Annotated in this window: 10 protein-coding genes; 7 read left to right on the top strand and 3 right to left on the bottom strand. The window is 66.8% G+C overall.

The genetic code is table 11. The features are described 5' to 3' along the window. The 6 genes from accD to J8I33_RS16470 all read left to right on the top strand — a co-directional run bounded on the left by accD (position 1) and on the right by J8I33_RS16470 (position 6,689). Complete coding sequence (gene accD, locus J8I33_RS16495; protein WP_009691548.1) at positions 1 to 873, top strand: acetyl-CoA carboxylase, carboxyltransferase subunit beta; 873 nt, start codon at positions 1 to 3, stop codon at positions 871 to 873. A 100-nt stretch (positions 874 to 973) separates the two neighbouring features. Beyond that, positions 974 to 2,284, top strand: a complete 1,311-nt coding sequence (folC, locus tag J8I33_RS16490) for a bifunctional tetrahydrofolate synthase/dihydrofolate synthase (protein ID WP_089489167.1) — start codon at positions 974 to 976, stop codon at positions 2,282 to 2,284. A 29-nt stretch (positions 2,285 to 2,313) separates the two neighbouring features. Further along, positions 2,314 to 3,153, top strand: a complete 840-nt coding sequence (locus tag J8I33_RS16485) for an SPOR domain-containing protein (protein ID WP_209938163.1) — start codon at positions 2,314 to 2,316, stop codon at positions 3,151 to 3,153. A 7-nt stretch (positions 3,154 to 3,160) separates the two neighbouring features. Continuing rightward, positions 3,161 to 3,655 (top strand): CvpA family protein, encoded by a 495-nt coding sequence (locus tag J8I33_RS16480; protein ID WP_027782633.1) that lies wholly within the window; start codon positions 3,161 to 3,163, stop codon positions 3,653 to 3,655. A 51-nt stretch (positions 3,656 to 3,706) separates the two neighbouring features. After that, complete coding sequence (gene purF, locus J8I33_RS16475; RefSeq protein ID WP_050011268.1) at positions 3,707 to 5,239, top strand: amidophosphoribosyltransferase; 1,533 nt, start codon at positions 3,707 to 3,709, stop codon at positions 5,237 to 5,239. Between the two features lie 259 nt (positions 5,240 to 5,498). After that, positions 5,499 to 6,689 (top strand): O-succinylhomoserine sulfhydrylase, encoded by a 1,191-nt coding sequence (locus J8I33_RS16470; protein ID WP_209938161.1) that lies wholly within the window; start codon positions 5,499 to 5,501, stop codon positions 6,687 to 6,689. 109 nt (positions 6,690 to 6,798) lie between these two features. Here the strand turns inward: J8I33_RS16470 and J8I33_RS16465 are convergent, their stop codons facing one another. Genes J8I33_RS16465 through J8I33_RS16455 form a run of 3 tightly spaced genes read right to left on the bottom strand, consistent with a single transcriptional unit; the run spans position 6,799 to position 9,897 of the window. Continuing rightward, positions 6,799 to 7,764, bottom strand: a complete 966-nt coding sequence (locus J8I33_RS16465) for an NAD-dependent epimerase/dehydratase family protein (protein ID WP_209938159.1) — start codon at positions 7,762 to 7,764, stop codon at positions 6,799 to 6,801. Next, positions 7,751 to 8,797 (bottom strand): GDP-mannose 4,6-dehydratase, encoded by a 1,047-nt coding sequence (gmd, locus tag J8I33_RS16460; RefSeq protein ID WP_050011265.1) that lies wholly within the window; start codon positions 8,795 to 8,797, stop codon positions 7,751 to 7,753. Before gmd ends, J8I33_RS16465 begins: the two co-directional genes overlap by 14 nt. Positions 8,798 to 8,832: 35 nt before the next feature. Then, the gene (locus tag J8I33_RS16455) at positions 8,833 to 9,897 is read right to left on the bottom strand and encodes an acyltransferase (protein WP_050011264.1); all 1,065 of its coding nucleotides are present in this window, start codon (positions 9,895 to 9,897) and stop codon (positions 8,833 to 8,835) included. Between the two features lie 445 nt (positions 9,898 to 10,342). Here J8I33_RS16455 and J8I33_RS16450 point away from each other — a divergent pair, with 445 nt between their 5' ends. Continuing rightward, entirely contained in the window at positions 10,343 to 12,559 is a 2,217-nt protein-coding gene (locus tag J8I33_RS16450; RefSeq protein ID WP_209938157.1) for a hypothetical protein, read from the top strand. Positions 12,560 to 12,561 lie beyond the last annotated feature (2 nt).

Below are 12,561 nucleotides of genomic sequence, written 5' to 3'. Positions count from 1 at the left end.
ATGAGCTGGCTCGACAAACTGTTGCCGCCGAAGATCAAGCAGACCGACCCGAAAAGCCGCAAGGGCATTCCGGAAGGCCTGTGGGTCAAGTGCCCGTCCTGCGAGGCCGTTCTCTATCGCAACGACGTGGACGCGAACCTGCACGTGTGCCCGAAGTGCGATCACCACATGCGCATCGGCGCGCGCGAGCGCCTCGACGGGCTGCTCGATCCGGAAGGCCGCTATGAAATCGGCCAGGAAATCGTGCCGGTCGACTCGCTGAAGTTCAAGGACAGCCGCAAGTACCCCGATCGTCTGAAGGAAGCAATGGACGAAACCGGCGAAACCGACGCGATGGTCGTGATGGGCGGCGCGATCCACACGCTGCCCGTCGTCGCGGCGTGCTTCGAGTTCTCGTTCATGGGCGGCTCGATGGGTTCGGTCGTCGGCGAGCGCTTCGCGCGCGGCGCGCAGAACGCGCTGGAGCAGCACGTGCCGTTCATCTGCTTCACGGCGTCGGGCGGCGCACGGATGCAGGAAAGCCTGCTGTCGCTGATGCAGATGGCCAAGACCACCGCGATGCTGACCAAGCTGGCCGAAGCGAAGCTGCCGTTCATCTCGGTGCTGACCGACCCGACGATGGGTGGCGTGTCGGCGAGCTTCGCGTTCCTCGGCGACGTCGTGATCGCCGAGCCGAAGGCGCTGATCGGCTTCGCCGGCCCGCGCGTGATCGAGCAGACGGTCCGCGAGAAGCTGCCGGAAGGCTTCCAGCGTGCCGAATTCCTGCTGAAGACGGGCGCGATCGACATGATCGTCGACCGTCGCAAGATGCGCGACGAGATCGCGCAGTTGCTCGCGCTGCTGCAGCGACAGCCGGCCGACGCGCTGGCCTGACCGGCGCAACGTGGTGAACTCTGCGCGTCGCCTGGCCTCAGCGTCAGGCGGCGCGCTTCGTTTTTTGGCGTAGTGGCGGTACCGATCCAGATTTGATCCGATGAGCACTTTTCCCACTCTCGACGCGTGGCTTTCGCATCTCGAACGCGCGCACCCGGTCGGCATCGACATGGGCCTGACCCGTATCGGGCAGGTCAAGGCGGCGCTGCAGCTCGAATTCGCGTGCCCGGTGATCACCGTCGGCGGCACGAACGGCAAGGGCTCGACCTGCGCGTTCCTCGAGACGATTCTCGTGCGCGCGGGCTACAAGGTCGGCTGCCACACGTCGCCGCACCTGCTCGAATTCAACGAGCGCGCGCGCGTGAACGGGCAGAACGTGACCGACGACGAACTGCTGCCGCACTTCGAGGCCGTCGAAGCCGCGCGCACGTCGCTGGCCGAGCCGGTCTCGCTCACGTATTTCGAATTCACGACGCTCGCGATCCTGCATCTGTTCGCGTCGCGCGGGCTCGACGCGGTGATCCTCGAAGTCGGCCTCGGCGGCCGGCTCGACGCGGTGAACATCATCGATACCGATTGCGCGATCGTCACGAGCATCGACATCGACCACACCGAATACCTCGGCGACACGCGCGAGAAGATCGCGTTCGAGAAGGCCGGGATCTTCCGCGCGGGCAAGCCGGCGATCTGCGGCGATCCGGCCGCGCCGCAGACGCTGATCGATCACGCCGAAGCGATCGGCGCCGATCTGTGGCTCGTCGGCCGCGATTTCCGCTACGAGGCGCAGGCAGGCGCCGAGCGCCAGCAATGGAGCTACCTCGGCCGCGACAAGCGCTATCCGGCGCTCGCGTATCCGGCGCTGCGCGGCGCGAATCAGCTGATCAATGCGTCGGCCGCGCTCGCGGCGCTCGAGGCGCTGCGCCCGGTGCTGCCGGTGTCCGCGCAGGACATCCGGCTCGGGCTCGCGAACGTCGAGCTGCCGGGGCGCTTCCAGGTGCTGCCCGGCAAGCCGGCGATCGTGCTCGACGTCGCGCACAACCCGCATGCGGCGGCCGTGCTCGAGCAGAACCTCGGCAACATGGGCTTCTTCCCGTACACGTACGCGGTGTTCGGCGCGATGCACGACAAGGACATCGACGGCGTGCTGCGGCACCTGAAGGGCGAGATCGACCACTGGTGCGTGACCGACCTGCCGCTGCCGCGCGCGGCTTCCGCGGAGCAACTCGAAGCGGCGCTGCGCAAGGCTGGCGTGGAGGAGGGGCCCGATTCGAGCGTGACGCGCTACGCATCGCCCGCGGAAGCGTTTCGCGATGCACTAAAAAGAGCATCCGAGAATGATAGAATCGTGGTTTTCGGCAGTTTCCATACGGTTGCCGGCGTGCTGGCCTACCGTAAATCGCAGCAACACTGACTGACGGGCAGTTTCGGACTCAGCCATTCATGGGAATTTTCTCGTTCGGCAAGAAAGACGACGACGCGCCCCCGCGGCGCGCCGGTCGCACCGGGGCCTCCCGGAACGTGCGCACGGAGCGCACTGACCGCGTCGAGCGACGCTCGCGCCGCACCGAGCGTCCGGACTCGGATGCACTGCTCCTCGATCCGACCCTTCCAGAAAAGCAACGCGCGCGCCGGCGTCTCGTCGGCGCGATCGCGCTCGTCGTGGCTGCGGTGATCGTGCTGCCGATGGTGCTCGATTCGCACCCGAAGCCGGTGACCGACGACATCGCGATCGACATCCCGAACCGGCCCGCGCACCAGGCAGTCGTGCCGCGCGACGACGACGTGTCCGACGTGCAGGCAGGCGTCGCGCACGACGAACCGCCGGCCTCCGACACGGCCGTTGCGGCCGTACCGGCGCCCGCGCCGAAGGATGCGGCCAAGCCGGTCGCGAAACCCGAACCGACCGCCACCGCGAGCGTGACGCCGCCGAAGCCCGCGCCGAAGCCGGCTGCTGCGCCCGCGCCGAAGCCGGCCGCGCCGAAGCCTGCGCCCGCAACCGTTGCGAATGACGGCGCCGCCAGCCCGGACAGCGGCGACGCATCGTCGCCGGCGTCGCCGGCCGGTGCGCGCTTCGCCGTGCAGCTCGGGTCGTTCAAGGACGACGCGACGGCCCGTTCGTGGGCGACCAAGTTGAAATCGGCGGGCGTGCCCGCATATGTCGAGCATCGCAAGCAGGCAGACGGCAGCACGGCTACACTGTTGCGTGCCGGCCCGTTCGCGGATCGCGCGGCGGCCTCCGCCGCGATCGCGAAGGTGCGCGAAGCCGGTCTGACGCAGTAAGGCCACGATGCTGACGGCTTTCGACTACGCTGTATTGGCGGTGATCGTGTTGTCGGCGCTGCGCGGTGCGTGGCGCGGCTTCGTGTCCGAGATTTTCGGGCTGATCGGCTGGATCGCGGCGATCGTGATCGCGGGCCGCTACGTCGGGCTGGTCGTGCCATACATTCCGGCGAACTGGCCGGGCGGCGCGCTGACGCAGTGGGTGATCGCCTTCGCGTTGCTCGTGATCGGCGTCGTGCTGGTCGCCGGCGTGGCGAACGCGCTGCTGTCGCGGATCGCGCAGGCGAGTGGCCTGGGCGGCGTCGACCGCTCGCTGGGCATGATGTTCGGGCTCGTCCGCGGCTGTGTGCTGGTGGTGCTGCTGGTCGCGGCGGCCGGGCTGACCGAACTGCCCAAACAGGATTTCTGGCGCAATGCGCTCTTGCGTCCTTTTGCCGAACAGGGCGTGCACGAGCTGAAGCAGCTCCTGCCCGACGGCATGGCCCAGTACGTACGCGTGTGACGACGCGGTCGGGCAGGACGGAACCGATTTTGTCATCTTGAAGGACATGCCATGTGCGGCATCGTAGGTGTTATCTCCCAATCCCCGGTCAATCAGCTGATCTATGACAGCCTGCTGCTGCTGCAGCATCGCGGTCAGGACGCGGCGGGCATCGCGACGGCGGACGGCAGCAATTTCCACATGTACAAGGCGAACGGCATGGTGCGCGACGTGTTCCGCACGCGCAACATGCGCAGCCTGCCCGGCACCTACGGCATCGGCCAGGTGCGCTATCCGACGGCCGGCTCGGCATCGAGCGAGGCCGAGGCGCAGCCGTTCTACGTGAACGCGCCGTTCGGGATCATCCTCGCGCACAACGGCAACCTGACGAACTGGATGCAACTGAAGGACGAGATGTTCCGGATCGACCGCCGGCACATCAACACCAATTCCGACAGCGAAGTGCTCCTCAACGTGTTCGCGCACGAGCTGCAACTGTCGACCACGGGCCTCGAGCTCGATCCGGCGTCGGTGTTCAAGGCGGTCTCGGGCGTGCATCGCCGCCTCGAGGGTTCGTACGCGATCGTGTCGCTGATCGCCGGCTACGGCCTGCTCGCGTTCCGCGACCCGTTCGGCATCCGGCCGCTGTGCATCGGCAAGCTCGAAACCGAACACGGCACCGAATGGATGGTCGCGTCGGAGTCGGTAGCGGTCGAAGGCATCGGTTTCGAATTCGTGCGTGACCTGGAGCCGGGCGAAGCGGTCTTCATCGACAAGGCCGGCAACTTCCACAGCCAGCAGTGCGCGGAGAACCCGACGCTGAATCCGTGCATGTTCGAATACGTGTATCTGGCCCGTCCGGATTCGTGCCTCGACGGCGTGCCGGTCTACAACGTGCGCCTGCGCATGGGCGACTATCTCGCCGAGAAGATCAAGCGCGAACTGCCGAACGTGCCGATCGACGTCGTGATGCCGATTCCCGATTCGTCGCGCCCGGCGGCGATGCAGGTCGCCGCGAAGCTCGGCGTCGAGTATCGCGAGGGCTTCTTCAAGAACCGCTACGTCGGCCGCACCTTCATCATGCCGGGGCAGGCCGTGCGCAAGAAGTCGGTGCGCCAGAAGCTCAACGCGATGAGCATCGAGTTCAAGGACAAGCACGTGCTGATCGTCGACGATTCGATCGTGCGCGGCACGACCTCGCACGAAATCGTGCAGATGGCGCGCGATGCGGGCGCGAAGTCGGTGATCTTCGCGTCGGCGGCGCCGCCCGTGAAGTTCCCGAACGTGTACGGCATCGACATGCCGACGCGCGGCGAGCTCGTCGCGCACGGCCGCACCGACGAGGAAGTCGCGAAGATCATCGGCGCCGACCATTTGATCTATCAGGACGTCGACGATCTGCGCCGCGCGGTGCGCGACATCAACCCGAAGCTCGAGAACTTCGAGGCGTCGTGCTTCGACGGCAACTACATCACCGGCGCCGTGACGCCCGAGTACCTCGATGCGATCGAGCGCGCGCGCCTCACGCCGGCGTCGCAGGCCGATCGCGACACGGCCGGCGACACCGAGCGTTCGCAGATGAACCTGCAACTGTCGGTCGAGTAACGCCGGCGCACGCTTTTGTCGAGGCGTGATAGGATGTGGCCTTGCGTCGATTTGATATCAGCTTGCGGACGCGGGGCAACTTCCCAAAACAGCTAAAGCGAAGGCCGGCGGCAGCCGGCCCGAGTCGATCGCTGTCGTACCGCACCGAAGCCCGCTGATGCCGACGCATAGCGGGCTTTTTGTTTTTGGCCTCGGCTTTGACCGGGTCCGCGCCTCGTGCACGACCGTCGGCGCGGCCATCGAATACGGAAAACGGAACATGGACGACTCCCTCAACTTCGACACGCTTGCGGTGCGCGCGGGCACGCTGCGCAGCGACTTCAACGAGCATTCGGAAGCGCTGTTCCTCACGTCGAGCTTCTGCTTCTCCAGCGCGGCCGACGCGGCCGAGCGCTTCGCGAATTCGGAAGACTATTTCACCTATTCGCGCTTCACGAACCCGACCGTCACCATGTTCCAGGAGCGTCTCGCGGCGCTCGAGGGCGGCGAGGCATGCATCGCGACGGCGTCGGGCATGGCCGCGATCATGTCGGTCGTGATGTCCGCGCTGCAGGCGGGCGACCATCTCGTCAGCTCGCGCAGCCTGTTCGGCTCGACGCTCGGGATGTTCTCGCAGATCTTCAGCAAGTTCGGGATCGCGACGACCTTCGTCGACCCGACCGACCTGAACGCATGGCAGGAAGCCGTGCGGCCGGAAACGAAGATGTTCTTCCTCGAGACGCCGTCGAACCCGCTGACCGAACTCGCGGACATCGAGGCGATCGGCAAGATCGCGAAGGCCGCGAACGCGCTGTTCGTCGTCGACAACTGTTTCTGCAGCCCGGTGCTGCAGCAGCCGCTGAAGCTCGGCGCGGACGTCGTGATGCACTCGGCGACGAAATTCCTCGACGGGCAAGGTCGCGTGCTTGGCGGCGCGCTGGTCGGCTCGAAGGAATTCATCATGGGCAAGGTGTTCCCGTTCGTGCGCAGCGCGGGCCCGACGCTGTCGGCGTTCAACGCGTGGGTGCTGCTGAAAGGGATGGAGACGCTGTCGCTGCGCGTCGAGAAGCAATCGGCGAACGCGCTGGAGATCGCGCGCTGGCTCGATTCGCATCCGGCGGTCGCGCGCGTGTTCTATCCGGGCCTCGAATCGCATCCGCAGCATGAGCTCGCGAAGCGTCAGCAGAAGGCGGGCGGCGCGATCGTGTCGTTCGAACTGAAGGGCGACACGCCCGAGCAGCAGCGCGCGAACGCATGGCGCGTGATCGACGGCACGAAGCTGGTGTCGATCACCGGCAACCTCGGCGACACGCGCACGACGATCACGCATCCGGCCACCACGACGCACGGCCGCATCACGCCGGAAGCGCGTGCGGCAGCGGGGATCACCGAAGGGCTGATCCGCCTGGCGGTCGGCCTCGAGCATGCGGGCGACGTTCGCAACGATCTGGCGCGCGGCCTCGACGGCTGAGGCTGAGCGATACAGCTCGTTTGTGCTCGGCATCAATGAAACGGGCCGCTCGAGAGAGCGGCCCGTTGTCGTTGCGGCGCATGCCGTCGCGCGCGTGTCGTGCCGCCGTTCAGCCGGCGGCGTGCGCGGACGGTGCGGCACGCATCGCGTCCACCATCCAGCGCAGCGTTTCGTCGAGCGGCGTGACCGGCAATTCGCCCACCGCGCGCCGCAGCTTGTCGCGCGACCCGCTCAGGCTCTTCACTTCGTTGTGCCGCACGAAGCGCGGATCGATCGTCACGTCGATCACGTAGCCGGCGATCCGCGACAGCATCGCCAGCACTTCCTTCAGCGAATACGCGCGTTCCGAGCAGACGTTGAACGTCTCGCCGGCCGGTGCGGCTTCGACCAGCTTCAGATAGGCGGCCGTCACGTCGCGCACGTCGGAGAAATCGCGGCTCACGTCGAGGTTGCCGAGCGAGATCCGCGGCGCGTTGCTCGCATAGTGCGCGACGAGCTTCGGCAGCAGATACGCATCGCTCTGGCCGACACCCGTGTAGTTGAACGGCCGCGCGATCACGATCGGCAGCCGGTCGGTCCAGAGCTTCGCCGCATATTCCATCGCGAGCTTGCTGACCGCGTAGTCGTTCGCCGGGGCAGGCGCGACGGTTTCGTCGAGCACGCCGGGCGTCGAGTTGCCGTAGATGTTTGCGCTGCTGGCCAGCAGCACCGCCGACGGACGGCGGTCGAGGCCGGCGAGCGCCGCCAGCAGGTTGCGCGTGCCGACGATGTTGACCGCGTAGGTCGGCGACGGCTCGTCGTCGGCGACATGGGCACGCGCGGCGAGATGCACGACCGCGTCGGGTCGTGCGTCGGCCGCGGCCGCGCGCATCGCATCCGCGTCGAGCAGGTCGACGGGCAGCAGCGTGCACTGTGCGAACGCCGGATCGGCGGGGCGCGGCGTACCGGGCGCGACCGTGCCCCAGACGTCATAGCCGGCCGCCTGCAGGCGTTCGGCCATGTAGCGACCGGTGAAGCCCGTCAGGCCCGTGACGAACGCACGGCGCGACGGACGCCCGGTTTCAGAACGTGTCATGGTGTTGGTTCCGCGTCAAATCCGCTTCGACCATCATCTGACATAGTTGTTCGAGCGTCGTCTTGGGCGCCCAGCCCAATTTGCTTTTCGCCTTGTCCGCGCAGCCGATCAGCAGGTCGACTTCGGCAGGGCGGTAGAACTTCGGGTTCACTTCGACGAGCACGTTGCCGGTCGATGCGTCGAGGCCGCGTTCCTGCTCGCCCTTGCCGGTCCATTCGAGCTGGTAGCCGGCCGCCGCGAACGCCATCCGCACGAAGTCGCGCACGGTTTCGGTGCGGTTGGTCGCCAGCACGTAGGTGTCGGGTTCGTCGGCCTGCAGCATCCGCCACATGCCTTCGACGTATTCGAGCGCGAAGCCCCAGTCGCGCTTCGCGTCGAGATTGCCGAGCTCGAGCTTGGTCGCCTTGCCCAGCTTGATCTTCGCGATCGTGTCGGTGATCTTGCGCGTGACGAATTCGCGGCCGCGCAGCGGCGATTCGTGGTTGAACAGGATGCCGCTGCTGCCGAACAGGCCATACGATTCGCGGTAGTTCACGGTCATCCAGTGCGCGTACAGCTTCGCGACGCCGTACGGGCTGCGCGGATAGAACGCGGTGGTTTCCGTTTGCGGGATCGCCTGCACCTTGCCGAACATCTCGGACGTCGACGCCTGGTAGAAGCGCGTCTTCGGGCTCACGACGCGAATCGCCTCGAGCAGGTTCAGCGGGCCGATGCCGGTCACTTCGGCGGTCGTCGCCGGCTGGTCGAACGACACGCCGACGAAGCTTTGCGCGGCCAGGTTGTACAGCTCGTCCGGCTGAGTGCGTTCGAGCAGGCGCAGGCTGGAGCCCGCGTCGGTCAGATCGTGTTCGACGAGCGTCAGGTTCGGGTGCGTGTCGACACCCAGCTCGGCGATGCGCCAGAAATTCACCGAGCTGGTGCGGCGGTAGGTGCCGGTGACCTCGTAGCCCTTGTCGAGCAGCAGTTTGGTCAGGTACGCACCGTCTTGCCCCGAAATCCCGGTGATGATGGCCTTTTTACGCGTTTGGCTCATGGCGTTGTCCTGGTAGAAGCAATGGATGATGAAAGTCAGGCGGTCGTGCCGGCGGCGGCCGGCACCGCGCGGCGCGCAGGCCCGCGCGTCAGGCGCCGTTCGAAGCCGTACCAGCTCAGGGTCGCGTACGCGAGCGTGATCGCCAGCGCGAGCGCGGCCGTGACGAAGCGATTCAGGTGCAGCGGCCACAGCGCGTACAGCACGCTCAGGTGGATCAGGTAGACGGTGTAGCTGACGGTGCCGACGTAGACGAGCATCGGGTTCGTCAGCACGCGCTGCACGAGGCCGCGGCCGCGCAGTGCGATCACGACGATCGACGTGCACAGCAGCAGCGAGATGCTGTAGAGCGCCGCGTTCGACAGCGGCGTGTTCGCGGCGCGAAAGCGCGGGAACGACAGGTGCAGCCAGCCGAGGATCGCGAGCGACACGAGCGCGCCGACGATCGCGAGCGGATAGAACGGCTCCAGCGCGCGCCGGTCGCGGCGCAGCACGATCGCGAGCAACGCGCCTGCCGCGAGCAGGTCCATCCGGAACGGCGTCAGGTAGTAGATCGGCCAGAACGAATCGAACCACGGCGTCGCGATCGCGCGCAGGACCGGCGCCGCGACGATCAGCGCGGCGGCGACCCACAGCAGCGCGCGCTCCGAGCACCACAGCACGACGAACGGCCAGAAGATGTAGAACTGCTCCTCGACCGCGAGCGACCACAGCACGTTCAGGCTGTCATGGCCGATGCTGCCGAGCGACAGCCCGATATTGGTCGAGAAGAACGCGAACCACGGCCAGTGCGGCAGCCAGCTCGCACCGAACAGCAGCGTCGACACCACCAGCAGCAGCACGTACGGCGGCAGGATGCGGCGTACGCGGCGCGCGTAGAAGTGGCTGAAGTACGACTGCCCGCGCGCCTTGCGATCGAGCAGGATGCCGGTGATCAGCAGGCCGCTCAGCACGAAGAACAGGTCGACGCCCATCCACAGCGGCGCCTTCAGCGCGTGTTGCAGGAAGACGGCGCCCACCGCGATCGCGCGCAGCCCGTCGAGCTGCACGATGCGGCCGTGTTGCGGCGGGGCGAGGTCGGCGGGGCGCGACAAGGCCGTCATCGCGCGGCTCCTTCACGACCCGCATCCGATGCGTGTACGTATTGCATGCCTTTAAATGGAATATGGAATCGCAATCGATTCTAGGGAAAAGAAATCGGTAAAAAAACGCGCGCCATTTATCTGACGACAACCAGGCTAATGCCGATTATTACGATCGCGCGATGAAAGGTTGGCTCGCGGACGGGCGCGCCGGGCGGCGCGGAGCGGAATTTTCTACGTGGTGACGCGGAAAGAGCGGTCGTTATTGCCGTTTTCCGTGGTCATTTACTCGCTGTTCCGGTTCGATATTTCAGGCAGAAACATCCCCAAATATTTCCAAATTTCTTGTGATTATTTTTGCTTGTAACCTGCATCGCGACGTTTGAAACCCATTTAGCGACAGCGCGCCGCCGCGGGCGATCCGAGGCGGCGCCGGTCGCTGTTGCATCGAGTCTGGAGAAGCGCATTGCGACGTCTGATTCTGGTTGGCATGACGGTATGCGCGGCACTGCTGACGAGCGCCGTGCCGGCCGAAACGGTGTTGCCCGCGACGACGTCGTGGATCGGCAACACGTTCGGCTATGGCGACGGCACGTGGACGCAGATCGATATTCGCGCGATCGCGGTGACGCCGGAGGGCAAGGTGTATACGAATGCGCCGTGGGACGAGAGCGGCGCCGAGGCGAGCGTCTACCAGGACGGGAAGATGCTCGGCTTCGCGGGCGGCACGCACGGCTGGGGCAACCTCGGCGGCAGCGCGATCGCGGTGAACAGCAAGTACGCGTATGTCGCGATCGGCGTCGGCAACGAGCGCGGCCATCTGCAGTCGCCCGGCATCTGGCCGGACAAGGGCAAGCAATGGTTCGGCATCTCGCGGCGCACGATCGGCGACATGAAGCAGCCCGCGCCGTTTCGCGCGGCGCCGCAGGTCGCGCCGGGCGGGCGCGCCGATACCGGCCGCGCGCGGATGGCCGCGAGCTTCATGATGATGAACGAGGTGTCGGCGCCCGCGCGCTCGGAAGTCGGTGAGGCGAAGGCGGAAGTGGGCGGCCTCGCGGCCGACGACAAGACGCTGTTCGCGACCAATCCGTCGCGCGACGTGGTGGATGTCTACGACGCGGAAACGATGCAGCAGAAGGGCACGTGGAGCGCGCACGAGCCGGGCCGCATCGCGTTGGCGGGCGACGGCACGCTGTGGCTGCTGACCGATACGCTCGGCGGCCCCGCGCATCTCGTGCACGTGCGGGCCGACGGCCGCAAGCTCGACGACGCGCCGGCGCTGCCGGAAGGCACCGACGCGGTGGACGTGGCGGTCGACGCGAAAGGGCGCGTGCTCGTCGCGGACAACGGGCCGCGCCAGCAGATCCTGATCTTCTCGAAAGGCGGCAAGGGCTATGCGCCGTCGGGCACGCTCGGCGAGCGCGGCGGCATCTTCGCGGGCCCGGTGCCGGGCCGGCCCGGGCCGCAGCGCTTCAACGGGCTGACGGGCGTCGGCGTCGACCGCGCGGGCAACATCTATGTGTCGATGAACGGGATCGGGCCGCGCCACGACACGATCGGCGCGGGGCTCGGCGCGGTGCTGGAAAGCTACACGCCGGACGGCAAGCTGCGCTGGCAGGTGCAGGGGCTGCTGTTCGTCGACGGCGCGTGGCTGGACCCCGCGCGGCCGAACAGCGTGTACACGGGCAACAAGCGCTTCGAGCTCGACCTGTCGAAGCCGCCGGGCCAGGACTGGAAATACGTCGGCTTCCTGTCGAACCGCTTCAAGTATCCGGACGACCCGGTGTTCCACACCGACCAGTATCCGGGCATGCCGATCGCGCGGCGCGTCGACGGCCGCACGTTCCTGTACCTGACCGACATGTACGCCGATCACCTGAAGATCTACCGTTTCGACGCGAAGCGCGACGGCGAGGTCGCGATTCCGTCGGGCCTGATCGCGGGGCGCGCGCGGCCGGTCGACAAGGTGCCGAACAAGCCGCCGGGCGGCGACTGGCTATGGCGCGACGCGAACGGCAACGGCCGGATCGATGCCGACGAGTCCGAGATCAACACGACGGGCAAGGCAAAGGCGGGCGGCTGGGGCTGGTGGGTCGACACGAAGGGCGACATCTGGCGCACGAGCGACGTGCGAGGGATTCATCGCTTCGGCTATGGCGGCGTCGACAAGGCCGGCAACCCGATCTATTCGTACGACAAGGTCACGACCTACCCGACGCCGCAGCCGTTCACGCAGCTGCGCCGCGCGATCTACGAACCGCAGACGGACACGCTGTACGTGACGGGCTACACGGCCGACGCGCCGCCGCAGCCCGGCATCAACAAGGAAGTCGGCCGCGTGCTGGTGCGTTTCGACAAATGGTCGAGCGGCTCGCCGGTGGTGCGCTATCAGGTCGCGCTGCCGTGGCAGCTCGACGCGAAGCCGATCCTCGACCTGATCGGGATCACGGTCGAGGGCCGCTACCTCTTCACCGTGGAGCCGGTCGGCAAGATCCACGTGTACGACAAGGAAACCGGCAAGGAAGTCGGCGTGATGAGCCCGGGCGCCGAGGTCGGCAAGGCGTCGGGCTGGGTCGACGTGCCGTTCGGCATCAGCGCGTTCCGGCGCGAGAACGGCGAGTACCTGGTGTTCGTCGAGGAAGACGCGCGCGGCAAGGTGCTCATGTACCGCTGGAAACCGTAACG

This window comes from Burkholderia sp. AcTa6-5 (assembly GCF_017815075.1).
GTDB classification, from domain to species: Bacteria; Pseudomonadota; Gammaproteobacteria; order Burkholderiales; family Burkholderiaceae; genus Burkholderia; species Burkholderia sola.
Note: the sequence above shows the minus strand (reverse complement) of the source record. Positions and strands in the feature narration are given on the sequence as shown.

Excerpts from the sequence above, each read along its gene's own strand:
- accD (WP_009691548.1), top strand. The coding sequence starts at position 1 with ATGAGCTGGCTCGACAAACTGTTGCCGCCGAAGATCAAGCAGACCGAC.
- folC (WP_089489167.1), top strand. The coding sequence starts at position 974 with ATGAGCACTTTTCCCACTCTCGACGCGTGGCTTTCGCATCTCGAACGC.
- J8I33_RS16485 (WP_209938163.1), top strand. The coding sequence starts at position 2,314 with ATGGGAATTTTCTCGTTCGGCAAGAAAGACGACGACGCGCCCCCGCGG.
- J8I33_RS16480 (WP_027782633.1), top strand. The coding sequence starts at position 3,161 with ATGCTGACGGCTTTCGACTACGCTGTATTGGCGGTGATCGTGTTGTCG.
- purF (WP_050011268.1), top strand. The coding sequence starts at position 3,707 with ATGTGCGGCATCGTAGGTGTTATCTCCCAATCCCCGGTCAATCAGCTG.
- J8I33_RS16470 (WP_209938161.1), top strand. The coding sequence starts at position 5,499 with ATGGACGACTCCCTCAACTTCGACACGCTTGCGGTGCGCGCGGGCACG.
- J8I33_RS16465 (WP_209938159.1), bottom strand. The coding sequence starts at position 7,764 with ATGACACGTTCTGAAACCGGGCGTCCGTCGCGCCGTGCGTTCGTCACG.
- gmd (WP_050011265.1), bottom strand. The coding sequence starts at position 8,797 with ATGAGCCAAACGCGTAAAAAGGCCATCATCACCGGGATTTCGGGGCAA.
- J8I33_RS16455 (WP_050011264.1), bottom strand. The coding sequence starts at position 9,897 with ATGACGGCCTTGTCGCGCCCCGCCGACCTCGCCCCGCCGCAACACGGC.